This is a genomic window from Novosphingobium sp. DS6-6, assembly GCF_057784975.1.
This window is the reverse complement of sequence record NZ_JBYNTS010000015.1, coordinates 1-26,153: the sequence shown is the minus strand read 5'-3', so window position 1 is coordinate 26,153 and position 26,153 is coordinate 1. Positions and strand designations below refer to the sequence as shown.

23 protein-coding genes are annotated in these 26,153 nt (G+C 60.0%); 7 read left to right on the top strand and 16 right to left on the bottom strand.

Annotated elements, in window-relative coordinates; all coding sequences use genetic code 11:
• Positions 1-389: 389 nt before the first annotated feature.
• The gene (locus tag AC3EDY_RS14675; RefSeq protein ID WP_488573248.1) at positions 390-671 is read right to left on the bottom strand and encodes a phage integrase central domain-containing protein; all 282 of its coding nucleotides are present in this window, start codon (positions 669-671) and stop codon (positions 390-392) included.
• Between AC3EDY_RS14675 and AC3EDY_RS14670 the strand changes: the two genes are divergently transcribed.
• The 4 genes from AC3EDY_RS14670 (at position 553) to AC3EDY_RS14655 (ending at position 4,950) form a co-directional block, all read left to right on the top strand.
• A complete protein-coding gene (locus AC3EDY_RS14670) occupies positions 553-1,131 on the top strand; it encodes a MurR/RpiR family transcriptional regulator (RefSeq protein ID WP_488573247.1) in 579 nt (192 codons plus the stop codon). The genes AC3EDY_RS14675 and AC3EDY_RS14670 overlap by 119 nt on opposite strands.
• A 676-nt stretch (positions 1,132-1,807) precedes the next feature.
• Complete coding sequence (locus tag AC3EDY_RS14665) at positions 1,808-3,637, top strand: right-handed parallel beta-helix repeat-containing protein (RefSeq protein ID WP_488573246.1); 1,830 nt, start codon at positions 1,808-1,810, stop codon at positions 3,635-3,637.
• Between the two features lie 443 nt (positions 3,638-4,080).
• Entirely contained in the window at positions 4,081-4,317 is a 237-nt protein-coding gene (locus AC3EDY_RS14660; protein ID WP_488573245.1) for a hypothetical protein, read from the top strand.
• Positions 4,318-4,335: 18 nt separating this feature from the next.
• The gene (locus AC3EDY_RS14655; protein WP_488573267.1) at positions 4,336-4,950 is read left to right on the top strand and encodes an FkbM family methyltransferase; all 615 of its coding nucleotides are present in this window, start codon (positions 4,336-4,338) and stop codon (positions 4,948-4,950) included.
• 262 nt (positions 4,951-5,212) lie between these two features.
• Here the strand turns inward: AC3EDY_RS14655 and AC3EDY_RS14650 are convergent, their stop codons facing one another.
• The 8 genes from AC3EDY_RS14650 to AC3EDY_RS14615 form a co-directional block, all read right to left on the bottom strand.
• On the bottom strand, positions 5,213-5,917 hold the full coding sequence (locus AC3EDY_RS14650) for a hypothetical protein (protein ID WP_488573244.1): 705 nt from the start codon (positions 5,915-5,917) through the stop codon (positions 5,213-5,215).
• A complete protein-coding gene (locus tag AC3EDY_RS14645) occupies positions 5,914-6,042 on the bottom strand; it encodes a hypothetical protein (RefSeq protein ID WP_488573243.1) in 129 nt (42 codons plus the stop codon). The genes AC3EDY_RS14650 and AC3EDY_RS14645 overlap by 4 nt, the downstream gene beginning before the upstream one ends.
• A gap of 43 nt (positions 6,043-6,085) precedes the next feature.
• Positions 6,086-8,161: a TonB-dependent receptor gene (locus AC3EDY_RS14640; protein ID WP_488573242.1), complete on the bottom strand. Its 2,076-nt coding sequence runs from the start codon at positions 8,159-8,161 to the stop codon at positions 6,086-6,088.
• A gap of 350 nt (positions 8,162-8,511) precedes the next feature.
• Positions 8,512-9,189, bottom strand: coding sequence for a GntR family transcriptional regulator (locus AC3EDY_RS14635; RefSeq protein ID WP_488573241.1), 678 nt, complete (start codon positions 9,187-9,189; stop codon positions 8,512-8,514).
• A 31-nt stretch (positions 9,190-9,220) separates the two neighbouring features.
• A complete protein-coding gene (locus AC3EDY_RS14630) occupies positions 9,221-9,550 on the bottom strand; it encodes a metal-sulfur cluster assembly factor (protein ID WP_488573240.1) in 330 nt (109 codons plus the stop codon).
• Positions 9,537-10,607, bottom strand: a complete 1,071-nt coding sequence (locus AC3EDY_RS14625) for an amidohydrolase family protein (RefSeq protein WP_488573239.1) — start codon at positions 10,605-10,607, stop codon at positions 9,537-9,539. The genes AC3EDY_RS14630 and AC3EDY_RS14625 overlap by 14 nt, the downstream gene beginning before the upstream one ends.
• Positions 10,604-11,047 carry a GlcG/HbpS family heme-binding protein gene (locus AC3EDY_RS14620; RefSeq protein ID WP_488573238.1) on the bottom strand — a complete coding sequence of 148 codons (444 nt, stop codon included), beginning with the start codon at positions 11,045-11,047 and terminating at the stop codon, positions 10,604-10,606. The genes AC3EDY_RS14625 and AC3EDY_RS14620 overlap by 4 nt, the downstream gene beginning before the upstream one ends.
• The gene (locus AC3EDY_RS14615; RefSeq protein WP_488573237.1) at positions 11,044-11,883 is read right to left on the bottom strand and encodes a hypothetical protein; all 840 of its coding nucleotides are present in this window, start codon (positions 11,881-11,883) and stop codon (positions 11,044-11,046) included. The genes AC3EDY_RS14620 and AC3EDY_RS14615 overlap by 4 nt, the downstream gene beginning before the upstream one ends.
• A 674-nt stretch (positions 11,884-12,557) precedes the next feature.
• Here AC3EDY_RS14615 and AC3EDY_RS14610 point away from each other — a divergent pair.
• The 3 genes from AC3EDY_RS14610 to AC3EDY_RS14600 all read left to right on the top strand — a co-directional run bounded on the left by AC3EDY_RS14610 (position 12,558) and on the right by AC3EDY_RS14600 (position 18,163).
• A complete protein-coding gene (locus tag AC3EDY_RS14610; protein WP_488573236.1) occupies positions 12,558-13,658 on the top strand; it encodes an acyl-CoA dehydrogenase family protein in 1,101 nt (366 codons plus the stop codon).
• Positions 13,655-14,914, top strand: a complete 1,260-nt coding sequence (locus AC3EDY_RS14605) for an MFS transporter (protein WP_488573235.1) — start codon at positions 13,655-13,657, stop codon at positions 14,912-14,914. Before AC3EDY_RS14610 ends, AC3EDY_RS14605 begins: the two co-directional genes overlap by 4 nt.
• 90 nt (positions 14,915-15,004) lie before the next feature.
• Positions 15,005-18,163 carry a hybrid sensor histidine kinase/response regulator gene (locus AC3EDY_RS14600; protein ID WP_488573234.1) on the top strand — a complete coding sequence of 1,053 codons (3,159 nt, stop codon included), beginning with the start codon at positions 15,005-15,007 and terminating at the stop codon, positions 18,161-18,163.
• A gap of 28 nt (positions 18,164-18,191) precedes the next feature.
• Here AC3EDY_RS14600 and AC3EDY_RS14595 read toward each other — a convergent pair whose 3' ends face one another.
• The 7 genes from AC3EDY_RS14595 to AC3EDY_RS14565 all read right to left on the bottom strand — a co-directional run bounded on the left by AC3EDY_RS14595 (position 18,192) and on the right by AC3EDY_RS14565 (position 25,262).
• Positions 18,192-18,905, bottom strand: a complete 714-nt coding sequence (locus tag AC3EDY_RS14595; RefSeq protein WP_488573233.1) for an extensin-like domain-containing protein — start codon at positions 18,903-18,905, stop codon at positions 18,192-18,194.
• 106 nt (positions 18,906-19,011) lie between these two features.
• A complete protein-coding gene (locus tag AC3EDY_RS14590) occupies positions 19,012-19,140 on the bottom strand; it encodes a hypothetical protein (protein WP_488573232.1) in 129 nt (42 codons plus the stop codon).
• A gap of 27 nt (positions 19,141-19,167) precedes the next feature.
• Positions 19,168-20,016 carry a hypothetical protein gene (locus AC3EDY_RS14585; RefSeq protein ID WP_488573231.1) on the bottom strand — a complete coding sequence of 283 codons (849 nt, stop codon included), beginning with the start codon at positions 20,014-20,016 and terminating at the stop codon, positions 19,168-19,170.
• Between the two features lie 26 nt (positions 20,017-20,042).
• Complete coding sequence (locus AC3EDY_RS14580) at positions 20,043-20,354, bottom strand: nuclear transport factor 2 family protein (protein ID WP_488573230.1); 312 nt, start codon at positions 20,352-20,354, stop codon at positions 20,043-20,045.
• A 31-nt stretch (positions 20,355-20,385) separates the two neighbouring features.
• Positions 20,386-22,596, bottom strand: coding sequence for a TonB-dependent receptor (locus AC3EDY_RS14575; protein ID WP_488573229.1), 2,211 nt, complete (start codon positions 22,594-22,596; stop codon positions 20,386-20,388).
• Positions 22,597-22,741: 145 nt separating this feature from the next.
• Entirely contained in the window at positions 22,742-24,046 is a 1,305-nt protein-coding gene (locus AC3EDY_RS14570; RefSeq protein WP_488573228.1) for an acyl-CoA dehydrogenase family protein, read from the bottom strand.
• 298 nt (positions 24,047-24,344) lie between these two features.
• Positions 24,345-25,262, bottom strand: a complete 918-nt coding sequence (locus AC3EDY_RS14565; protein WP_488573227.1) for a helix-turn-helix transcriptional regulator — start codon at positions 25,260-25,262, stop codon at positions 24,345-24,347.
• Positions 25,263-26,153 lie beyond the last annotated feature (891 nt).

Below are 26,153 nucleotides of genomic sequence, written 5' to 3'. Positions count from 1 at the left end.
GGGTAAGATTTAATCTTAGGCCATTTAGCATCTGATATTAAAACGAAATTTGACGAATTTAGGCGGACTCCGTCTCCGCCATTCATTTCCCTAAGCGCTTGATTTGCAACGGGAAAATCACAAGCCCAATCCTCAGACCATGTTTCAGCCCATGTTTGAGTTTTGCTTGAAGTTGGCTCGATTCGTGAACTTGCTGGCGTCGGATTTCCCAGCGGGAAGCCCCGCCGGCTGGGCGCGTTAGCGCTTGCCGGGCGCGGTGGACGGTAGCTTGCGGCGGCGTGGGGACTTCGGCCCTTCAGCGACAGATGCGAGCGCAGGCGCGGCCTCTGCCTCTGGCGTCTTTGCGCGCGGTGCCTCGCCATATTGCACGTGCATAAAGAGTTCGTGCGCTACGTGGGCAGCCACCCCTTCAGCGCCTGAATGAAGGCGTTCGCTTCCTGATATGGCAGCGCCTCGTGGTGCCCCGCTTTCTTCACCTTGCTGGGCGGCGGCAAGATGGTGTCTAGGTGGTGCGTCCACTTGGCGGGGTTGCCGCCCTTCCGTAGCTTCCTTGTGGTCGCCCACGCCAGCACGCGTTCCACCCGGCCGCGCACGCGGCTGGCCATCTCGTTCTTCGTGTCCCAAATAGGCTCTAGAATTTTCAGAATATGCCCCGTGTCCACGTGGGCCACGTCCAACTGCCGATTACCGGATACGCATAGTTTTCCAGCGTGCTTGCCCACTGGTCCCCGTGTTTCGCGTTCTTCCACCGGCGCGGTTGCGATAGGCGGTCATGCCAGCCACATTCAGGCCATTTCAGCCTCACGTTGCGACAAGGATGTGGCCGTGCTTACCATCTCGCACAGCGGATCGACAAACGAGACAGTGGCTTCCACGCGCCTCGCGCACCAGGCCGGGGCGCGGACGATCGTGATCACCAACTTCGGCCGTTCACCAATCCAGGCTTTTGCCGATGTTGTCCTGTTCACCATGGCACGCGAGACAAAGTTCAGGACCGAAGCAATGACGAGCCGCATCGCGCAACTCTGCGTGATCGACGCGCTAATCGCTGCTCTAGCGCTTGCAGATTACGACCGTTCGACCGAGGTGCTCAGGCAGACATTTGATGTCCTTTCCATAAAGCGCTTCTGAGACGTCTTTATCTGGCTCCGGCAACCGGGGCTGAGTAGCCCTGGGATTGCTGAAGGCCTTGGATCCTGATTTTGAGGACAGTATACGGTTATGGAGGGCCCCAATTTCTGCGAGAAGTTCAAGCATGACGCCGTGGCCCGGATCACCGAGCGAGGGGATCAGGCAGCAGGAAGTCTCGCAACGGTTCAGCGCCAGCCAGCATTGAACGATTCAATCAACGCATTCTGCTGCGGCCTATGCGCCTCCTGTTCCACTCCGCACCTTGGAGGGCTTTGCCTATCTGGCTGTCATGACCGACTTGCAATCTCGCCGCGTGACGGACTGGTCGATGCAGTGCCGCCATACCGCCATACCACCGATAAAGGCATTCAGAAAAAAGGACAATTCACCCCTCGATGCTTGTCGACTGGCCGCACGGGCTCGACCGCGAAACTCAGGCGAAAGCTTGTTCCTTGTAGCGCTCATCACAGCGCCTTGCCGCAGAGAAAACCGAGACGATCGGCATAATGTTACAACGGTAAGGTTGACTTATCTGATAAATATGCAACTTTCATGGCAGCGATAGGCATGCCTTCAATGTGGCGAATCCCGGAATTCCCTCCCCGTACCAGAACATGACTTTGCGCCGCACGAGTGCTTATCGCCATTGCAAATAGATAAAAACAGGAGAGGTTGTATGAAAGTAGCAATTCTTATGCTGGGGGCCAGTACTTTGACCTCTGCAAATATGGCAAATATTCCTGCAAAAAGCACAGAGCAAAGCGTGATTCAAAATCCGATCGGGAAAATGACCGATCAAAGTGCTCTGGTAATATATTCTTCCGATCAGACTGCAGTTCTGGCTCAAGCCACTCTTTCAGGTGAAATCTATGTAGACTGTTCCGCAGCCACGAACGGAGATGGCAGTTCTGCTTCACCTTTCAACTCACTGTCATCATTGAACACGACCATAAGCCCGGGAACTTCGATATTCTTTCGCCGTGGCGCGCGTTGCGTTGGACGGTTTCTAAGCAGCGGGTCCGGAACATCGAGCAGCCCGATCAAGGTTGCCGCCTATGGATCTGGAACCGCAAGGCCGATCATCGACGCCAACGGCGCAACCGGATTGTACGACGCCGGGGCCGCTGTCGTTTTGAAAAATCAGGAATACTGGCAGATCAGCGATCTGGAGGTTACCAACAAGGGGGCGACACGGGGAATTCGAAATGGCATCCTTGTCTTGCTTGATAACTTCGTAAACGGAACCGATCAATCCGGCGCTTCGACGGGAACCGCCCGTAGCATCTATATTAACAACGTTTACGTCCACGATATAAACGGCGGCGCCGGGTCCAGTGAATTTGAGTCTAAAAGTAGCAATGGAATACAATTTGCTGTAAAAGGCACCGGAGTTCCAAATTCATTTAATGATATACAAGTAATTAATTCTAGGATAAGTAACGTAGACAGAAGTGGAATAGTCACATATTCTGAACAAAAATGCCGCCAGTACTTTACATGCTCGGCAAATACAAGTGGCTCTGCCCCATATAATGCGTGGCGTCCGTTTACTGGTGTTTATTTCGCGAGAAACCAGCTCAATAACATCGGCGGCGATGGGATAATAATTCGTGTATCATCAAACGCGCTTGTTCAAGATAATCTGGCCTTTAACCTCGCCACAAGGAATTGGACTTACAACAGCAGTAGCGTGGCAATATGGGCAATCAATAGCAATAATACGGAAATAAGTTTCAATGAAGTATATGGCGTAAAAAAGCTTTCCAGTAACAGTGATGGCTCTGGCAACAATGATGGGACAGCGTTTGACGCAGATTTCAGTAATTCCGGTGTTTTGTTCAAGCAAAATTACAGTCACGATAATGAGGGTGGTTTCATGCTTCTCTGCGGAAGCTGTGGAGGATCGACTCGTACCACGGGGGTGGTGGTAAGAGACAACATCAGCATCAACGACGGCATCGTTGCAAATCGGCTGATTTATGCAATCGGCGCCGGCTATACCAATAGCGATAGCACTTATGCGGATCGCGCACAATTTTTCGGAAATACGTTTTATCTGCCTAGAAACGCCACGATAGGAGTGGTCCAAAGCGGTGCAACCGCTGGGCTGTCGATAAAGAACAACATATTCTATTCGCTTGGTTCCGTAACGCCTTATCTGGGCACTTTTAGTGGCTCGGCAATCTGGGACAGCAACCTATTCTACGCCACCGGTTCGCTCACGGTAGCGAGCAACAGCAATTCCCTGATCGCCGATCCTGGTTTTGACGGTCCTCTTCCTGCGAGCGGATCGTCACCGACAGGTTATGCCGGCATAAGTGTGCAGCGAAACTACAACCTGTTGCAGGCGTTCAAACTTTCCACTGGATCTCCCGCCCGCCAGCAGGGAGCGCTCGTTTACACTTCCAGTATAAGAGATTTTTTCGGCGGAAACAAGCGGCCAACCAAATGTGCGCCGGATATTGGCGCCCATCAGGCAACCGTTGCCAGCACGAGTTGTCTGTGACCTGAATAAGTCTTCATTAAGCATTGGATTCATTGAATTACGGTGCAGGTGCGTGAGCTGACATTCTTCGGCTTTGCTTTGTGTTTTCGGGGATAAAGGGCCGGTTCGGTTTTTCGCTGCATGTTTTCCAGCCGACTGCGACCGATGGTTTCGGCACGACGCAGGCGGCCTAGGTGAAAACTTCATCAGAGGGAGCCGTGCCCTTTATCTTGCCGTTCCATCATGGGGAACGGAGCGCCGCCATGCGGGTTATCGCACCTGTCACCGGGATATACGTGTAATCCCTAGGTGACGACTATTCTCAACGGTGCCAACAAGCGGCATAGCGCGCCTTACCGTTGCATGGGTCCGACAAAACACGCTTGCTTACTTAATGCCCTATGCTAATGCTTACAGGCATCATACGGCTGCAGATGGACTTGCCTCACTCGGAGTCCGAAAACATGCGTATTCCCAATTATGTTGCTATGAATATCGTGAAGAACTGGCCTTTTGCAAATGGCAGCGGAAGGTTCATCGACAAGTTTTCTTCGAGACGGAGACTTGGTCAGGGAACCAGAACGTCGCTCACGTCTGATGGATTCATGATTGATGTTTTAGCTGATGATCATATCGGCCATCATATTTTGATGTCAGGCCAATTTGACCGTACGCCTGCTCAGGTGCTTCTGGACTTTTAGGCTGATAATGATGTTGTTCTGGATATCGGTGCAAATATCGGTTACGTAAGTTGCGTGCTTTTACAGCGAATTAAAGGCGCTGTCGTGACCGCTGTAGAGCCCCAACCCTTGATCGTCGATCTGCTCCGCCAGAACCTCGCCCGGTTCCCTGGGCGCGCCACGGTCGTGGAAGCCGCGCTATCTGATGCCGATGGGGCCATAGAGCTTCACATAGACATCAACAATCGCGGATCAAGCAGTATTCATGTCGTTGGAGATTCTGAAACGGTTCAAGTGAAAGGCCTTTCCACCGACGCATTTCTTTCGCATTTCGAGCGTCTCGATCTGATCAAGATAGATGTCGAGGGTCACGAAGAGCATATTTTCAGAAATGCTGCTGGTCAGTTGGCGAGGCTCCAGCCCCGCGCCATCCAGTTTGAAGATCGTCAGGGAGGCGCCGCAACCGACGGTCCCTTAGGCTCAATTCTTACTGCGCTGGGTTATGTGGTCTATGGGATCGACAAGCGATTGCTGAAAACCAACTTGCAGCTTGTTCGGACGCGGGAAGACGCCGTTTACAATGACTACATCGCCTTGAACTCGGCAAAAAACGGACAGCTCCTCAAAGGCTTTGCCAAGTACAGGCTTGCCTAAAAGCTCGCCTCTTGTCCAGTCGTGTGGGTGTAGCCCCTGTCAAGCAAGATCGCTTGAACCCCAGCGGGCGCCCGGTGCTTATGGCTTTGCGTAAGGTTTCGCATGACCGTACTCCCACCGATCGCCGACAAGTCGGTCGGCCATGCAAGGCGGTCCCGGTACGGCCATGCCGTCTTCGTCCCGGGTCCGCGGCATAGCCGGCGCGCTTTGCCGAGCCGGAAGCCATGACGCCATGACGCGAGGCGGCTCTCCGGGCGCGCATTCAGCGGAAGAAGAACCGGTAATACAGCGCGATGGCGAGGCCCACCGCGATCAGCAGCAGATGGCGCCAGCGATCGGGATGGCGCCTGCGACCAAGGCGGACCGCTTCATAGCCGGCAAAGCCGAGAATGCCGAGCAGCATGGCCAGGCTGATATGGACCACCTGCCCCTCGAACGCCCATTTCGCACTCATCGAATGGACAAGGATCAGCGGCACGGCGAGCCAGACCAGCGACTGAAGGCGCTTCCAGTCTCCTTTCAGCAACTGGCGGCCCCATTTGTACGAGGTCAGGAACAGCAGCAGGAAAATGAACAGGGCGATCTGGCCGGTATCGAGCACCCGATCGTATTGCGCCTGGATTTCCGTCGGTGCTTTCTGCGAGCTGCGAACCAGCTTTACCGCCAGGTTGTAATGCCCCCAGAACCACAGTGCCGCCATCAGGCCCAGCGTGCGACGACGCTGCGCAACCGGCGTGAGCCGCTTGCGCCAGTGCGGCGAAATACCCACCCGCAGGGCGTTCGCGGGAATTAGCGTCAATACCAGGAACACAAGGCCGACCCATGCCATGGTCGACACCATCCAGTGCGGCGGCCCGACATTATCGGGCGTGCCGCCGATCCAGTAGGCACTGGCCCCGATCACGATCGCCAGCGAGGGCAACTTGATCTCGGGGTCTTCGCCCACCACGGGCCATTTCCGCCTCATGACGGGCTCCCTTGCGGCGCGGGCGAGGGCTGCCCGCCCGGCCGGGTGGCGTTCCAGCACGTGAACACGAGCAGCGGCAGTGCGATGATGATCGTCCAGCGCAGCAAAGTGGTGGCAAGCTTCATGGGCGGGCGGCCTTGCAAAAGGTCCTTGTGCCGGAGGAACCGGTCAGAAACGCATCCGCGCGCGGATGCCATAGGTGCGCGGTGCCCCGACCGTATACCGCCAGATCGAGGGGCCCGTCGGGTTGGGGCTTTCGATCGCGTCGGTGAAGTAGTTTTCCTTGGCCAGGTTCTTTGCCCACAAGGAAACCGACCAGGGTCCCTGCGCCGGATCGAGCGAAATTTCACCGCCGATCAACACATAGCCGGGGCGACGCGACTGCACGTAGTTGTAGGGATCGAAGTACGTCGGCCCGGTATAGCTGACGCTGGGCGTGAAGCCGAGGCGGTAATCGCCCAGTTCCACGCGCCAATCGGCCCGCAGCGAAGCGGTGAGCGCCGGCGCACGGCTGAGACGGCGGCCGTCGCAATCCACCGTGCCGGACTGCGAGCAGCCCGCGAACTGGAGATACTTGGCCTCCGTCCAGCCAGCCGAGCCGGTAACCTGCAAATTGCGCGAAAACTGCGCGCTGACTTCCGCTTCGAGACCGTAAGACCGGGCCTTGGAGGCGTTGCCGATATAGTTCTGGAAGGTTTGAGGATCGGTGATGAAGACCTGCAGATCCCGATAATCGAGATAGAAGGCCGCAAGGTTGACCCGCAGCCGGCCATTGGCGAGAACGCCCTTGTAGCCCACTTCATAATTGACCGCCCGCTCGGGCAGATAGCCTTGGCGGTTTGCCAGCAAGCCCGACAGGACCGAGACGTTGAGCCCCCCGCCCTTGTAGCCTTCGCCGATGCTGGCATAGACGCTCTGGCGCGGATCGATTTCGTAACGCAGCGCACCCTTGACGCTGAAATCGGTGCTGCTGGTGGTGAAGCGGTTGCTGCCTGCCGAAATGACAGTGGGAATGAAGCCGCTGCGCGTGACATCGACCGCCTGCCTGTCGTCGCTATAGCGCGCGCCGAGCGTCAGTTCCCATTTCGGCGTGAACCGCCAGCTGGCCTGGCCGAAGGCCGCGGCGCTGCGTTCGAACAAGCGGCTATTGGACTGCCCGCTGAACAGCGTCAGACCGGAAGGACCGAAAGGCAGCGCCAGCGAGATGTCGGAAATCAGGCGATTGATCTCGCGGTAGTAATAGACACCCGCCAGCCAGTCGAACGAACCGTTGCCCTGCGAAGCAAGACGCAGTTCCTGGCTGAGGCCGCCAACTTTTTCCTGATTGCGCCCGAACTGGGTATTGGCAGGGCTTGCGTCGTTATCGGCCTGGCGATCGGCGGTATAGCCGCGGAAACCGCTAATCGACGTCAGCTTGACCGTGTCGAAATCGATATCGACCGTGCCGGAAACGCCGTAAACGTCACGGTTGTTGTAAGGCAGGGTATTGACATCGACAACGCGGGTATAGGGCGTGGCCGAAGTCACGGCCGAAAGGTTGCGCTCCTTGTAGTAATCGCCTGCGATGGTGATGTTGACGATGCTGCCGGCGGGGCGATAGGCGATCGAGCCGCGCGCGCCGCCACCATCAAGCTTTTGCAGGCGGCGCCCGTCGAACTGGTTGAAGGTCCAGCCGTCGTTGCGGTTGTAGCCGCCGCCCAGTTGCACGAACAGCCCGCTGTCGCCCAGTTCCCCGCCGACCGAACCGGTTGCGCGCACGCTGTTGTAATTGCCGTATTCCACCACGGCGCGGCCGGCCCAATCATGGCCGGGCTTGGCACTGACGATGTTGAGCGCGCCGGCCGCGGCATTGCGACCGAAGATCGTGCCCTGCGGGCCGCGCAGCACTTCGATCCGCTCGATGTCGAACAAATCGAAGTTGAGCGCGCTGCGGCCCGCGACATAGACGCCATCGACATAGACGCCGACGCTGGACTGCAAGCCCTGGGCCACGGTCGCGGCCGAGATGCCGCGCAGCGAGAAGCTGTTTTCGTTGGGTGTCTGGCCGGGCTCGAACTGCAGGTTCGGCACGAGGCGGGCCACTTCGTCGAACCGGGAAATGTTGCGGTCTTCCAGTTCAGTGCCACCGATCACCGAAACCGCAACCGGAACCTTGATGATGTTCTGCTCGCGCTTCTGCGCCGTCACGATGATTTCGGGAGCGCCGGCGCTGTCGGACGCGGCAACGTCCTGCGCGTGAGCCATGCCCGGGAGCCCAAGCCCCACACCTGCCAAAAACAGCGCCTTCAGCCGCATTCCCGATCCTCCCAAACACGCCGGCAAACCGGCTACTCGCCGCGGCCCCTAGATCATTGTCCGACAATCGACAAGCCCATTTCGGATCATTGCCAACAGCCCGCCGTCGGATGGCTCAAAACCAGGATGAACCGATGAAAATGCCCGGCATAGTGCTCGATAGCATCTTTTATTGTGCTACAATTTGTTGGGATTGTTAAAATATATGTATGAAATTCGCGCGCTATGCTTCCCCATGCCCGGCATGCGGAAAGCGATGCGAGACGCAAGGACCGGCAGGCCAGGCTCGCCCGATGCGTTCAGCCAGGCGCGAACATGTCGTCGGGCAGCATGGTCAACATCCGCCGCGAGCGCTGGATATGCTGACGCATGCTGCGCTCGGCATAGTCGGGATCGCCATCGAGAATGGCGTTGATGATCCGCATATGCTCGCGGTTCGATTCGGCGGTCGATGCCGGATCGACGAACTGGCGGAACTGGAACCGCATCGCCTGGGTATGAAGCTGGGCCAGCATCGCCGGCAGATGCGGGTTATCGCCCAGCCGCACGACCAGATTGTGAAAATCGCTGTTCAGCGCAACATAGCGGCCGACGTCGCCATGCTCGACTGCCTCGTTCATCGCGTCGCGCAAATTTTCGATGCCGGTGCGGGTCGGCTGATCCAGCAGGGTTTCCGCGGCCAGCCTGGCCGACAGGCCTTCCAGCATCTCGCGCACTTCGAACAGCGCAAGCACCTCGCGCCGGCTCATCTGGCGCACGCGCGCACCGCGATGATACTCCATGTCGATCAGGCCTTCGGCCGCCAGGCGCCGCATCGCTTCGCGAACCGGCCCCCGGCTGACCTGAAAACGTTCGGTCAGGTCGGCTTCGACAAGGCGATAGCCGCCCTTCAGCTCGCCCGATGCAATGGCGGAGCGCAACTGATCGACCATGCTATCAACCATGGACAGGCGCACGGGACTGGGTTCCTCGGTCATTGCCTCACATTGCGGATGGCACCGGCCTATTTCAAGACTGAAGTGCCGGGACTTTCATCCGGTCGGGCGTCCAGACCACTTCGGGCAGCAAGGACACGTCCACCTGCGCCACCCCCGGCAAGGCCATGATGCGCTCGTGAACCTGATTCATGAAAATGGCGGCCATCATGCAGAACGGATGGGTTACGCCCACCTGGACCGCAACGGTCGCCCCATCGGGACCGGGTTCGATCCTCACCTCGCCGATCAGCCCCATATCGTCCAGCCCGGTAGGCGAACGGGCGGCAATGCTGCACGGATCGATGATCGCGTTCGCCGCCGCGCGGATCTCGCTTTCGGAAGGGGGTTCATGCAACGGCACGGCTGGCCTCCCGCACCAGGCGCCAGGGCTCGCGCAGTTTCTTGTTTTCAAGGCCATATTCATCGGCCCGGCACGCCGCCTTCAGCGCCTCGATATCCCAGTTGTGCTGACGCGCAAAGTTTTCGCCGAGCATGCCGACTTTCATTTCTTCGGTCATCGGGGGATAGCCGCGCGGCATTTCGAACCGCCAGAAGGCTTCGATGAACGGCTGGGGATGCATGCCGGTGGCGCCGGTTGCATAAAACAGCCTGTCGTGCGCGCCCACTGCCAGCATCGGCGCCATCATGTCGGCGAACTTGTCGGCCATGTTGAGCGCAAAAACCGGATTGGTTTCGAGGTTCACCGTCACGTTGGCATAGCGATCGAGCAGATTGGCCGTATGTTCGGCAAACGCGAAGCCGCCGTGCACGATTTCGAACGTGATATCGGGAAAGGCCTCGATCGCGGGAACGAGATCCGCCGGATCATAAAGATGGCGCGGGAAAGGTCCGATCGGCACCGCCTTGTGAACGGCAACGTTGCGAATGCCCTTGGACCGCGCCCGCTCGATCAACGGGAAGATCAGCTTCTCGTCGGTGAAATCGAGCACGCGCACACCGCCTTCGAGATAGTCGAGCGGATAGAACTTGAGCCCGATGACCTTGTGCTCGTCGGCCAGCGCGTCGATGCGGGCAAGCTGATCGGGCGCCCAGGGGTTGATATCGCCATAGATGTACATGCGGTGGGGCACCGCCTCGCGGATCCGCTCGGCAACCCAGATCGGCGAGGAACCGTCTTCGAACAGGCCATAGAGCGGTACGCCGTGATAGCAGGCGATGTCGGTATCGCTTTCGGCGAACAGCACTTCCTGCATCAGCAGCGGCTGAAGCTTGAACAGATCGTGAAACTCGTCCAGCGTCATGTAATAGCGGGGATCACCCTGCGGCTGGATCTGGGTAAAACCCATCCAGTGCAATCCCTTGATCATTTCCTTCATGAACGGCTGGCGAAAGTTTTCCGCACCGAAATTGAAAGCGTGGACCGTCGCGTCGACGACCAGGACCTCGTTGTCAATCATGCTTCGGTTCCTTCCGGCGCCGGACCCATAATCTTGGCCAGCGCGGCCTCGCCCAGCCAGTTGTCGTCCCTGTAATGCCCCCCGGCAACGCCAAAGCCGCCAACGCAGACATTGTTGAGGAAAATCGGGAAACCGCCAGGCACGGCCAGGATATCGGGCGACGCCCCCGCCGCGCTCTGTGCCACCGGATCGTGTGCCAGCAATTCGGCCATCATCGCCGATGGCGCGCGCATGGCCATGGCCGTTATCGCCTTGCGCCGGGCCGCCTCCATCGGCGCATAAGGGCACAGGTCCATGCGGTACTGCACGATCGGATGACCGCCGGTATCGACCGCGATCACGCAGACTTCGAAGCCCAGTCGCTGCGCCTCGGCAATGGTCGCGTCGCAAAGCGCGCGGGCAAGATGAAGGCGCTGATCCACAATAGCCCGTTCTGTCACGATACGCGCTCCTCGAACAGGGGAAGCGTGAATTCGTAAAGCAGCGCTTCGCTCTCGATCTGCCAACTAGCAGCCTCGCCGCTTTCGAGGCGCAGGCCATCGTTGGCCGAAAAGCGGCCGGCCGGGGTCTGCCCGCTGCCCGAGACCACGAAATAGAGCCGCGCGTGGGACGATGGCGGGATGTCCAGTTGCCCGCCGGCGTCGCCCCGTATCAACGAAAGCGCCGTACCACGCTCGTTGTAGACGCCGAGATCGCGCCGCGCCCCGCCGCCGACAGGGCGCCAGGCGTAAGCTTGCGGAAACGAGATAACCGGCGTCTGGTGTCGCGACTGCGGATATTCGAGCTTGCGCCCGTTCTTGTGCTCCCAGATCGCTTGATAGCTGTCCGTATTCACTTTCTTTCCGGCAGCATCGGTCGTGGTATAGACGCCATCCTTGAACTGGCCGTGGGCCGACAGCGCAGCGATCCCCGCCTGCAGCGTGGCATTGCCAAGATAGCCCTGGCCGCTCGCGCCGCCGACCTGTAGGACAAGCGTGCGACTTTGGCCAACGCCGCGCTGTGTGTAATACATGCCCTCGGTAAAGTAACCGACCGAACCTTCGGGCTGGGGCATATCGGGAGCCCACTCGAAAAAGCCATCCAGCATGATGCGGATCTGGTCGAAATTGTGACGATGGCGCGGCGTTACATACGTCTCGTCCATATCCACGATCATCAGATCGTAGTTGTCGGGCGCGCCGTCAGTGCCTCGCAACAGCGACACGAAGGAAATTCCGCCACCACGGTGCTTGGAAGCCCCGCGACGTTCGGCTGTTTCATAGGATTGATAAAACATGCGCACTCCAACAATAGCACATGCGTTGTAGGACAATCACGCATAGTCGTCAATGGCGCTGCAGGAGATTGCGGCAGGATGACGAAAAGCGGCGGCCAGGTGTCGGCGCGGCCTCCAACCTGCGCATCCGTCTCGATTTTCCGGCTTGCAGCAAAGCGCCTGCCGCTCTTGCCTGCCGGTCTTGCCTGCCGACCCGGCCAAAGCGGCGCAACAGCCATGCGCATGAACCGGGCGTTTCGGCGGCGGCTACGCCTGAAACGCCCGACTCGTAGCGGGTTTAAACGGCGACCGGATCGGCCAAAACGATCCCGATGACGCGTCTTGAACCAGCACGGAACCGGAACGGAACCGTGCCAGGCATCGCGCATTCCACCGTGCCACCCCGCCCCCGCACAGTGTTTGAAACGCCATCGATCCTCATTTACCGACCGGCGCGTTGACAGTGTGCATGATCAGGCACCGACGCTTGCCTATGTAGGACAATGTTTCGCACAGACCGTGTTGCATGCGAGCAGGGAAGCTGCATCGTTGCGGCACGACATGCTGTTTTCGGCGGTTTTGCCGACAGCCCGCCGCGCGGCTGGCATTCTTTCGCAGCGCTATATTTTAGCTGGCAATCCCGAATCAGCGCGGCTATCTGTCGGCCGATAATTGTCCTACATTAGGTGAATCGAATGGCGTCATCCCTCATCAGCGCGATCGCGCAGAAAGCGGACTTCATCCAGGAGGCCGGCCGACGCGCCGACAACGAGCGGCGGCTTCCCAACGACTTGACCGACTGGATGCGCGATGCCGGCCTGTTCGGGATTTTCCAGCCGCGTGAATATGGCGGCCTCGACCTTTCCATGGCCGATGGCATCGACGTGATCGAAGCGGTCAGCGCCCTCGATGGCGCCACCGGCTGGTGCCTGCTCAAGGGATCGACGTCGAACCAGCTTGCCGCCTATCTGCCCAAAGAAGGCGCCGACGCGATATGGGCCGATCCCCGCATCGTCGTGGCAGGTTCGTTCAATCCCAAGGGACAGGCGCACGTCGTCGACGGCGGCTATCGGGTGACCGGGCGCTGGGACTGGGGCACCGGGATCACTCACAGCGCCTGGGTGATCGGCGGCGCGGTGGTGATCGGACCGGACGGGAAGCCCGCCGGTATCAAGACCCTGCTTTTCCCCCGCAGCGACGTCGAACTGATCGATACCTGGGATACCCATGGCATGCGCGGAACCGGCAGCATCGATTTTGCCGTGACCGACCTTTTCGTGCCCGCATCCCGCACGCTGGATGGCCCGATGAGCCAGCCGGTGCTTGCCACCGCGACGACCGGTGTGCCCCTGGCGGCGCAGATGATGGTGCCGCATGCTGCCATTGCCATCGGCATTGCGCGGGGCGCGCTTGATGCCTTCATCGATCTGGCAAAAGGCAAGACCCCGCTTATGGCGGCCGGCAAGCTTGCCGAAGACAAGCTCGCCCAGGATGGAGTCGGCCGGGCAAAGGCCAGGATCGATGGCGCGCGGGCCTATGTGCAGGCCGCCGTCGCCGCGGCCTTCGGCCCGCAGCCCGATCCGGCAAGCTTTGCCGCGCTGAGCCTGTCTTCCACCCACGCCACTCACGAATGCGTGCAGGCCATCGATATTCTCTACACGCTGGCGGGCGGTTCGGCCGTGGGCATGAACAGCGCCATCGCGCGCGCCTGGCGCGACATCCATGTCGCCGCCTCGCACTTCCTGGTCAACAACGACAAGTATTCGGCGGCGGGCAAGGGGCTGTTGACAGCATGAGCGCCTCTCTCGCCACCGCCCGCCCCGCTACCGTCAGGGAAGAATTCACCGCCAACTGGCGCGTCCTTGTGGCAAGCACGCTCGGCGTCGCCTTCGGCGTCAGCATGTTTTCCTTCCTGATCAGCCTGTTCACCGATCCGCTGGCGCATGAGTTCGGCTGGTCGCGCGAGGCGATCACCAACGGGGCCGCGGGCCTTTTGCTGGGCGCGCTGACGGCGCCACTGGTCGGTCTGGCCCTCGAGCGGTTCGGCATCCGCCCGGTGGTCTTCGTCTGCAGCCTTGCCACCAGCGCCTGCTTCGTTGGCCTGGCCATGCTCGGAAAGGGTATCTGGCAGTATTACGTGCTGCTCAACCTGCTGTTCATCGTCGGCGGCGGTACCACGCCGATCTCCTATGCCTGGGCGATCTCGTCGTGGTTCCGCAAGGGATTGGGGCTGGCACTGGGCATCACGCTCAGCGGCATTTCACTGTCGGGCCTGATCCTTCCGCCGATCCTCAACGCGATCATGGAAGCCCATGGCTGGCGCACCGGCTTCCTGTTCCTGGCAGCGCTGCCGTTTTTTACCTGCCTGCCGCTCGCCTGGTTCTGGCTGCACGCCGCCGATCAGCCGGGCGGCGACAGCGTCGATCTGGCGACGCCCGGCCTTTCGCTGGGGCAGGCGCTGCGCCGCCGTGCGTTCTGGGTAATGGTCGCGGCGATTGCGCTCGTCACGATGCCGGCGCTCAGCCTGATGTCGTCGCTCGGGCCGTTGCTGAGCGATCGCGGCTTTTCCGGCAGCGAAGTGGCCTGGCTGGTATCCGGCTTTGCCGTCTCTGTGCTGATCGGACGCATCGTTGTGGGGGCGTTGTCGGATCGGCTCTGGGCACCTGGCGTCGCTTCGGTGCTGTTGATCGCTTCGTCCGCCGGCCCGGTCATCCTGCGTTACGCGCACAGCGGAAACGGAGAGGCGCTGCTCGCGCTGGTGCTGATCGGCATCGCGCAGGGGGCGGAAATCAATCTGCTTGCCTTTCTGATCGCCCGCTATTTCGGCAACCGTCACTTTTCGAGCATCTATGGCGTCGTCAACGTCGTGTTCGGGGTGGCGATCGGCGCAGGTGTGTTCATGTTCAGCACGTTCTACGCGGTCGACGGCAATTACGATCGCTCGCTGATGGTGGCGGCCGCCTGCCTGCTGCTCAGCGGGCTGCTTTTCCCGCTCATGGGCCGCTACCCCCGGCTCGAAGCAACCGCGCCCTCGCCCGCGACGCTCGGGTAATCGGGTAAAACGAGGGGTCACTCGTTCCGGGTCGGCTGGTGCTTTAGCAGCCTGAAATCAACGCTATGGGCCGGGCGCAAGCTACGCTACATGCCTTGGATGCCCAACAAGACGCCAGAGCGGCCCGTGCCGCCATCTGTGAAGATGGACGCTTCGGAAAGGCGGGTCGAGGTCGTTGCCGACCATGCGCCGGTCATCCTGTGGGCAACCGATCCGACCGGCCGGTGCACGTACCTGAACGCGGCGTGGTACGGTTTTACCGGCCAGAGCGAGCGGGAAGCGCACGGGTTCGGCTGGATGGACGCCACGCATCCTGACGACCGCGCCGATACCGAGCGCCGTTTTCTGGATGCCAACGCGGCGGCGAAACCGTTCCAGCTGGAATACCGGCTGCGGCGTGCGGATGGCGGATACACTTGGGTGATCGATACGGCATCGCCGCGCTTTGCCCCCGATGGCCGTTTCCTGGGCCATGTCGGCAGTGTGTTCGATATCGGCGATCGCCGTGAGGCCGAACGCCTGCTCGCCGAGAAGGAAGAGCGGCTGCGGCTGGCGACGGACAATGCGGACATCGGATTCTGGGACGTGGACCCGATCAGCGATGCGCTGTTCTGGCCGCCCCGGGTCAAGGCGATGTTCGGCATTTCCGCCGATGCGCCGGTAAGCATGGACGATTTCTATGCCGGCCTGCATCCCGACGATCACGCCGCTACATCGGCGGCCTTTGCCGCTGCATGCGATCCGCGGATTCGCGCGCTTTACGATGTCGAATATCGCACCGTGGGCAAGGAGGACGGCATCGTTCGCTGGGTGGCGGCAAAAGGACGCGGCGTTTTCGACGCCGATGGCCGCTGCATCCGGATCGCTGGAAGCGCGATCGACATCACCGAACGCAAACGGACGGCCGAGGCGCTGCGGCATAGCGAGACCCGCTTTCGCCTGATGGCCAATGCCGTGCCCGCGCTGGTATGGGTGGTGGGGGGCGATGGGCAGACGGAGTTTCTGAGCCAGCAGTGGTACGATTATACCGGCACGAATGCCGGCCCGATTTCCATGCGCGAGGTTGTCAGGCGTCATGTCCACCCGGATGACGCGGCCGACACGCTGGCTGCTTTTTCGGCGGCGGAAGAAACGCATGGCACATTGGCGTTCGAGCATCGGCTCCGCGGCGCCGATGGGCAATACCGCTGGTTCCTTGTGCGGGGCGAGCCCGATCGCGATCCGCAGACGGGGCATATCCGCAGATGGTATGGCACGTCGGTCGACATCCACGACCGCAAGAATGTCGAAGCGGCCCTGCGCGAAAGCGAAACACGCTATCGTACGCTGTTCGAGGCGATCGACGCCGGCTTCTGCATCATCGAACTCCGGTTCGACGATCACAAGCGGCCGGTCGATTATCGCATGGTCGAAATCAACCCGGCTTTCGAACGGCAAACCGGGCTCCACGGCGCGGCCGGCCGATGGATCAGCGATGTTTCGCCCGGCCTCGAACAACAATGGTTCGAAATCTATGGCGCCGTCGCGCTGACCGGGCAGCCGGTCCGCTTTGAACGCTATGCCGAACCGCTGGGACGCTATTTCGACGTGTATGCTTTCCGCGCCGGAGAGCCGCATGAACAGCGGGTCGCTATCCTGTTCAACGACATAACGGAGCGGCGGGCCGCCGAACAGGAACTGCGCAAGCTCAATACCGAGCTTGAACAGCTGGTGGAGGAGCGCACCGCAGAACGCGACGGCATGTGGAACATCTCACCCGATCTGATGGTCGTGCTGTCGCTCGATGGCTATTACCGCCGCATCAATCCCGCCTGGCTCGCCACGCTGGGTTACCGACCCGAAGACGTGATCGGCCGCTTTGCCACCGATTTCACTCATCCCGACGATATGGCCGAAACCCAGGCGGCGCTGGCGACCGTGCAGCAGGGCATTTTGCCGGGCTTTGCCTATCGCTTCCGCCACAAGGACGGCAGTTATCGCTGGATCCAGTGGGTCGCCGCCCCCGCTGCCAACGAAATCTTTGCCATCGGGCGCAATATCACGGCCGAGAAGGAGCAGGCAGAAGCCTTGGCGGCGGCGGAAGAAGCGCTCCGGCAAAGCCAGAAGATGGAAGCCGTGGGCCAGTTGACAGGCGGATTGGCGCATGATTTCAACAATCTGTTGGCAGGCATTTCCGGCTGCGTACAATTGATGCAGCGGCGGATCGCGCAGGGCCGGTCTGCCGATCTGGAGCGTTACCTGCAGGAAGCGCAAAGCGCCGTGGAGCGCGCCGCCGCCCTCACTCATCGCCTTCTGGCCTTTTCCCGCCGGCAGACCCTTGCGCCCGAAGCGACCGACGTGGCGCGCCTGGTGGCCGAGATGAAGGACCTGGTCTGTCGCACCGTCGGGCCGAGCATCGAGATCGCCACCCGCTTTCCCGACGATATCTGGCCCACGCTGGTTGACCGCAACCAGCTCGAAAACGCGCTTCTCAACCTGTGCATCAATGCGCGTGATGCCATGCCGGGCGGCGGCGAAATCGTCATCGACGGCAGGAATGTCCATCTCGACGCCGCCGTCGCGGCAGAGTGGAACGTTTCAGCCGGCGATTACCTTGCCCTATGCGTGACCGACAACGGCACGGGCATGCCGCCCGAAATCATCGAACGCGTGTTCGAACCGTTCTTCACGACCAAGCCGATCGGCTTGGGTACCGGACTTGGCCTTTCGATGGTGTTCGGTTTCGCCAGGCAGTCGGGCGGGCATGTGAGGATCACCTCCCGCGTCGGGGAGGGAACGTCGGTCACCATGCTGCTTCGCCGGCACGACACCCCGGAAGTGCGGACCGCGAAAGCATCGGGGCCGGACGCACTGCGCGACGGGGGCAACGGCACGGTCCTTGTCGTCGACGACGAAGACCTGGTGCGGTCGCTGATCACCGAGACGCTGAACGATTGCAATTACCGCGTCATCGAGGCCGTCGACGGGCCTTCGAGCATGGAGATTCTTCGCAGCGGCGCGACGATCGACCTTCTGGTCACCGATGTCGGCCTGCCCAACGGCATGAGTGGGCGCGACATCGCCGAGGAAGCGCTGCGCCTGCGGCCCGGCATCAAGATCCTGTTCGTTACGGGCTATGCCGATGCGGCCGTATTTGCGCCCGGACAGATGACGCCCTGCATGCAGGTGATGACCAAGCCCTTTTCCATCGCAGCCCTGGCCGAACGGGTGCGCGACATTCTTGCCGCGAACGCTTCACCGGAAGCATGATCGGCCGCTTTCCCGCCGAAGCGCGAGGCTATCGGCACGTCGACCATCCGCCCGTCCGGCGCGCCTGATCGAAATGCAAGTGATCGGCATGGGCGGCATTGAAATCGGGCGAGAGCACAGTGGCAAAGCCGACGCAGGCCTTGTCGCGCACGACATGCAGGAACGCAGCGGCATCGCCGCCGCGACGCCAGTCACGCAGTACGACAATGCGCCGGCCGTTGGCGAGCACGAAAGTGGCGATGTCGATCGCGTTGCCGCGGGCATGCTCGCTCCAGCGGGCACTGCCCCCGATGCGCCGGCAGTTCGCCGTGCCGAGGTGCTCGATCCGCACGACCGGCGAACGGAAGATGCCCCTGGCGGCGGGCTGCACGCCGTGCCGCAGCCACCAAGCCATCGCCGCATCGACAGAGCATGTCGCCTGCGCCCCGCGGGGGGCAAGAGTGACCTGGGCCTGTGCGGGACTGGCCACGATCTGCCGATCCTCCCGCCGGCAATCGCCCGCACCGGTCGGCGCCAGCGGCGGGGCTGCAATCGCGCTGCGCTTCAGGAATGCGCGGCAGACCTGGGGATCGCGGCGCAGATCGCCGAACTTGGACGCCGTGGCCCAGCCCTGCGGATCGGACAAGGCCAGAGGCGCCCAGGGGTCGTGCTGGGGATGATCACGCAGCCAGCGCATCCCGAAAAAGGCGACGCAGCCCAGGCCCAGAACGCCGATCGCCAGAGTGCCCGCCACAGAACGCATGCCCACCCAATACCGCGCGCGGCAATTCGTTTCATGCCACGGCCCGAAAATGGCCAATTTCCCTGCCGTTGGAAGCGTGATCGCCTTTCAGACCAGTGTTTTAAGGCTATTTCCGCGCCGCTTCCAGCAGCGCGCTTACCCAGTTGCGCTCGACACGGAGTTGATCGATCGTCAGGCGCACGATCCCGTGGCCTTTCACGGCGCGCGGATCGCGCAGCGTTTCGAGATAGGCCAAGCTGCGCTCTTCCCGATAACAGTCCGTTTATCGCGACGATGACGCGCCGGCCCTGCGCGCCTTGAGCGTGGCGACCATTTTCATGACCAGCGGGATGACGATCATCGGCGCGACGATGAAGGCCAGCATCGTCCATCCGCTGGGCGGAGGCGGCGGCTGGAATCCGGTCATGTCGAACAACCCTCGAAACAGGGCGTTGATCATCGTGCCGGAGAGGGCGCCAAGAACGAATGTCCTCGTTCGCAGCACGGAATTGCCGAGCGCCACATCGATGACAAGCCGCAGCCACCATGGCCCTGGAGGGGGTGCCAGATGGACGAGCGCGGTTATCGGCAAGCCATGCTTGACAAGCGGCGATGGCTTGCCCGGCCCGCCCATCGGCGGTGGCGGCAGCAGCTTGATAAGAACCCGGAAGACAACGGGAAGCTTGCCGTCCTTACCGAATTTGGGCGGCCCCATGCGGGGGCCGTAGCGTTCCCACAACGGCCCCGCTGAGAGCCGCCCAATGGCAAACAGCATCAGCGCCGCCAGCGTGACGCCCACCGAAACCGCGGCCATCAGCGCGGGATTGCCCCAGGTTGCCCTGCATATGACGGCGAAATCGCCACCGCCGAGAAAAGCGAAGGTTCCGGTTGCCAGGGCCACGAGCAGGCCATCCTGCCCCGCCAGGCGCGCCTGTAATGCCTGGGCATTGGTCCAGTCGATCCCCAGTGACGGTGCCAGCATGACCATGGCGACGCCAAGAAGCACCAGCAGCAGCCCGGCAGAAACCCGCGGCCAGTCAAGCTCTGGCCGCGGCTTCATCCAGGGCGGCACAAAGGCCGGCGACGCCATGTCAGGCGTTGATGTCGGGTGTTCCACATTGTCCTCCGTCATCGACCGTCCCTGGGAACGCGCAGGGGTTAACCGCCCATCTTGAACGACTGGTGCGAAATCAGGCCGTCGGTGAACGTATAGATCATGCTGATCGGCCCCATCGGGCTTTTGGCCTTCACGACAATCTTGTCGCCTTCTTCGGTAAGGGTGGGTTTTTCACTGCTGGCGGGCATCGACATCATCATTTTCAGGCCGGATGCGATCTGCGCCTTGCCGCGCTGCGGCCCCATCGGGCTTTCCACCACCGCGTCGTCGGCGAAATATGCAACGGCGCCGTCCACGTCTTTGGCTTCAAGCTTTGCGAACATTGCTTCGATAGCTGCCATATTGCTCATCATCTATCTCCATTGGAAAGGAAGGGGTGGGGCATCAGAACCGGTACGATCCGCGCAAGCTGTAGGTTCGCGGCGCGCCGAGCACGTTGGTCGAGTCCGTCGTGCTGCCATAGGTTCCAGGCGCCGCCGCGTAACCGACGAAGTAATTGGTATTGAACACGTTCCGGACGGAGAACGTCAGGCTGAAACCTTTCCCGACCTGTGTGACCCCGATATCGGCGTTCACGATAGAATAGGGCGCGCGACGGGCGGGGGCCGTGTTCAACACGTCGAAATAGCTGGTTCCCCGGTAGGACCAGTCCGACCCGCCGGTGAAATTCCAGCTGTCAGTCACCGGTGTCAGGATGCGAAAACCGAGCGCGGTCGACCAATCCGGCGCACCGGGAACTCTCTTGCCCGGGCAATTCCGCGCGACGCCGCTGATCGTGGCGCATCCATCGAACTTGAGGAACTTGGCGTTTGTATAGCCCGCGCTGGCGTTGACCGTCAGCCATCTGGAGAGCCGCACGATCGATTCGAGTTCGAAACCGTAACTGCGAGCCTTGGGGGCATTGTTGAAATAAAGCTGCGGAATGCCGGAACTCAGATCCTCCACCTGGACCTGGAGATTTCTATAATCGATATAGAAGGCCGCGCCATTGATCTGAACGTGATCGTTGAACAGCCGCGATTTGAATCCGGTTTCGTAATTGACCGACGTTTCCGGCTTGAACGAAGGAATCGGCGCCGTGATCGTGCTGTTGAAGCCGAGTTCCTTGTACCCTTGCGCGATCGTTGCATAGATCGAGCTGCCAGAAGTGATTTCGTAGCGAATGGAACCGCGGCTGGTCAGGCGACCCGACCTCCCGCTATTGGGAAAAGTCGAATTGTTGAACAGCAGCGGAATATAACCGATTTGCTGTGCAACGATCGACTTCCTGTCCCAGGTATAGCGCGAACCGAGCGTGAGTGACAGTTTGCTGGTCAGATCATAGGTGCCCTCGCCAAACAGAGCGTAGCTGTCGCTGGTCTGGGTGTAGATAGAGTTGCCAGAACAATTCCGGAATTGCAGGTTGGGCGAAATCTGGAAGCCTGCACTTGTTTCCGAACAAGTATTCGGCGGCGTTGGATAAGGTAGGGGGAAGCTGAATGCTAGAGAAATATTAGTATTTTGCTCAAGATCTTCATGGTAATAGTAAGCGCCGATCAACCACTTTAACGAACCTACGCCCGAAGAGGCAAGCCGCAACTCCTGACTGAACGCGGATACTTTTTGACGGTCGGCGCTGAAGGACGACAGATCCTTGGTCGAGACCGAAGGGGGTACGGAAACCACGGTCAAGTCGATGTCGCTCTGCCGATCCTGCACGAATGACTGGTAGTCGGTAATGGATGTCAGGACCACCGATCCGAAACGGTAGTTGCCGGTCATATTGATATCGTAGCTTTCCAGCTTGTTGATGGCCGGCGTGTCGATATTGACCGTGCGCGTGCGCGGCGTTGTGCTTTGCACGTTCGACTTGTCGTCGTTGGTGTAATAGGTTCCCGTCAAGGAAATATCGAAATCGCCACCGGCGGGGGCATAACCAAGGTAGGCCCGGCCACTGCCATAACGCGATTTATCCTGATCGCTGCCGTCGAACAGGTTGGTCTGGTATCCGTCCCGATCGAACAGAACGCCCGACACCTGGGCGAACAGTGTATCGGTCACCAACGCACCGCCGACGCTGCCGCTAAGCCGCTTCGTGTTGTAGTTGCCGTATTCGGCCTCAACCCTGCCTTCCAGATTGTTGCCCGGCTTGTGGGTGGTGATATTAATGGCGCCGGCACTCGTATTCCGGCCGAAGATCGTGCCCTGCGGTCCACGAAGCACCTCGATCCTCTCCAGTTCGAACAGGTTGAGGTTGGAGATGATCCGGTTGCTCTGATAGACGCCATCAACATAGACGCCGACGGATTCCGGTTGGCCGATGATCGTCGTGACTGACGAAATGCCGCGCATGGACAACCGCGTCTCGTTCGGGTTGGAGCCTGTTTCAATGTAGAAATTGGGGGCCAGTTGAGTCACGTCGTTGAGATTGCGAACACCTTTCGCTTCGAGCGTTTCCGCCGTCAGAGCGGTCACCGAAATCGGGATCTGCTGAAGACTCTCGACGCGCTTTTGCGCAGTGACGATGATGTCCTGGATCTTGTCATCCTGGCCGCTGGCGTCCTGCGCATGGGCCGTGGAATACATAGAACCAAACAACAGGGCAGCGCCAACCATCAACCTAGAACGGCTCATAAATCCTCCCCATTTAATTCATTTATAATTATGCCGATTCCGCTGTTAAGCGGATTACGTTTCGGTGATTTTGGAAATACCAATGCCAGAATTATGATCTAAATTCTGGCATCGGCTGCAGTCCGGATTAGAAGATGCCCCAGATGACGGTTTCAAGCCCCGCCAGGGCTTTGCCGTAGCTTTCGTAGTTCTTGGTCTGAACGGACATGTGCGATTGCATCGTCATCACATCCCTGTACAATTGCTCGAGAGCGTTTCCTTTGAAAAGGCCGCTTGTTCCCGAAAGCTTGAAGATGTCCTCGACGACTTCCGTCGAAACCCTTGCAAGGTGCACGTTGATCATCTGGGAAACCAGATGATCGCTGCTGGTAACGCTATATGGATCTTCCAGCCAGCGCGCCCAGCAATCGTTGATCACGTTGTAGAACAGAGCCCTGGCCGAGCGGAGCTTCACTTCCATCTCGGCGATCTTCGATTGCACGGTCGGCCGGTTGCGCAGCTTGCCGTTGCTGCCACCCATCGTGACCGGGTCCTTGGCGCCGGCCAGTTCATAGAAATCCTCGAGCGCCCAGCGTGCCGCACCGAGCAGGACCGCAGCGTGACCGCCGATCCCCGCGGGGCCTTTCATCGTCAGGTTGGTGGGCGACATCATGGACATCGTCAATGCTTCGGGCACGAACTTGTCCTTCACGCGGAACTTGCCCGATCCCGACGCGCGCAGCCCGATCGAATCCCAGCTGCCTTTGACAACTTCACCGTCGGCACGCGGGAAATAGGCCACGCGCAGATCGGGGAACTTTGTCACCATCTGGCCCGGTCGCGGCGGAAACGGGATGATTTCTTCATCGGGATGATCAACGACCTGGAAGCCGCCCATGAAGTGCGACGAGTGGCCGCTGTTGGTTGCCCACTGCCATTCGCCCTCAAGCATCTGGTAGCCACCATCGACGCGGATCGCCTTGCCGCCCATCGATGGCGTGCCGCCAATCTGGGTCGACGGAGACTGCCACAGCATCTTGGCGCCTTCCAGCGTCAGCTTGTTGGACAGGGTCGCTGCCGCCAGGCTGGTGAGAACGCACCACCCGGCCGACGGACAGCCGCGGCCCAGCTCCTCCATGATCCGCCATTGGAAAGGATAATCGACCTTGCCCCCGCCGATGCCGAGTTCCTCGGGCGCACCAAGGACCCAGCAATGCGCATCGGCCATCTTTTCGAGAACGTCATCGGGCAGGCGCTCCAATGCTTCGATTTCCCGCGCGCGGCTGCGCAGTTCGGGAACCATGGCTTTCACTTTGGCCAAGGCGATGTGGCTATCTTCGCTTCCCGGAACGATGCGGATTTCCCTATCGATTTCCGGATAGGCAAGTACCTGCGTCGGCATAGTGGGCATTTCGAAGAGAACGGGTTCAGCGTCCTTGGGCTGGGTTGCCATCTTTCATATCCTCTGAAGCGTAATGCGATGATCTTTTTTCATTTCAATTGCGCGGACGATATCTATTCAATCGTCGTGGCTGCCCGGCCAATACCGCGCAGCACAAGTGCGATAGAACCGCCGCTAGATCGTGGTTCAACTTTACCTGCAGCGGCCGGATGGAAAATGGGTACAACTACTCAGGCCCGAAAGAGCGATCCATTGGCAATCTGTCGGCTGCATCCGAAGCAGGCTTCGCAGCAATCAAGGGGTCGGCGGAAATCAGCGGGCGGTGGTCGCCGCCGTCCGCATGCGCATGTCAGGCAACGCCGCTGCTGATCACATAGGACAGTTCGGTTCTGTTGTTCAGTCCCAGTTTCCGCAGAACGGCCGCCACGTGATTTTCCACCGTGCGCTGGCTGATCCGCGCTTCGGCGGCGATCTGGACGTTGGTCAGACCCTTGCTCACCATTTCCGCGATCTGCCTTTCGCGCGGGGTCATGGTAACCAGGCGCTCGGCAATCACGTTGAGTTCCTCGTCCAGCGCATATTGCCGGCCGATGATGGATTCCGCCTGCTGGCCCTGGCCGTCTTTGACGGAAATGAGCTGCGGAACGAACGGTTCGATTTCGGGGACTTCCATCGTCAGGTCGGACAGGATCGCGGTGCGATGCAGCTTGCCGATAAGGCTGTGCTGCAGGATGATGCCCCGGATCGCCGAACCGATCGCAGGCATCACGCACCGCGCCTTCTGGGCGTCGTCGACAGAAAAGACGCGCCCCTCCTCGCTGCGATAGAGATTGACCATGACCAGCGTCGCATCCAGTGGCGCGACCGCGCCGATCAGGCATTCGGCCATGCCATTCTGACGATAGACTTTATCGAAAACCTGTGTCTGCCTGAACGTTTCCGCATCGGGCAGATCCTGCATGCGGATCACGCCGTACCGCTGCGCCCTGACCTTCTCCATAAGTGCCAGCAGCGCAATATCCTGGTCCACATAGTTGATCAGGGATTCGACGCTGTTTTTCGGGACGGGGTTGCTGGCGTAATGATAGATCTGCCGCAACCGGTTGTGCCGCACGTCGGATATGAACATCACGCAACCGTCGATATCGAGGGCGCTGGCAAAGATTTCCAGCGCCCCGCTTCTGATCTCGCTGAAGCTTTTGGCGCCCAGCAAGGCGGCGTTCACCGCTTCCAGGCTTCCAGGATCGGAAGATTGACCGGGCACCATCACATCGTCCTGCAAAGGGGTGGATGTCCGGCCGCATCGGCCGGGGCAGCCAGCCACATGCCCTGTCGCCGTGCGACGGGAAGGATATCCGCCCCATGATCTTTAAGCGTCATGCCGACTATCTATAGACACCATCGCGGTTGCCGACCAGCCCGGGAGGTGCGGTTGCGCCGATAGCGCAAGAGAGATGCACAAGAAAGCGGCCCCAGGTGCGACTTCAAGCGCCTAAGACAGCAGGCAAGCGGATCACCGTTTCGGCCCAAGATGCTACTGCGAGGAAAAGAAATCAGCGCGGCTTCAATAAAGTGCGCGCGTCACCGCCAGGGGAATTGACTTCATAAGTGTTCCCAGCTGACCGAAGTTGACAGCATATCAACGCGGGCAGAAATACGCCTGATCTGGCAAATCAATGATAAGTTTGGAATATTTTGGAAAAAACTGGCGGGCCATTACCGATGAAGATGATCACTACGTTTACGCCATAGCGCTATGATAGCCAACAAGATGGCACGCATGATCTGGGCGATGATGATACGGAGGAGAATTACCGGATGGCGTGACCGCTCGCTTTCGATCGCAGGCAGCGCGGAAAGCGCTTATGGGCTATCAGCCCCGGCAAGGAGATCGACTGACAGGTATGCGGCAAGGACTTCAATGTTCAGGACGTCGAAACAGTCCCGGGGCTCGAGCATCAAAGCTCTCTGAACCGATGTGCACCACGCTCTTCGAACTGCATAACGGCCCGTGGCGAACTTCAGGCCACAGCAAGCGGCCTGATCTAGAGCAGATTCCGATCACTCTGGCTCATAACCTGCTGCGATAAAGTAATTTGTGCATTCGTGGGGTGTGAAGCGTGGCAGCGCATCGCGAATGGCATCCCAGAGTTCGGGG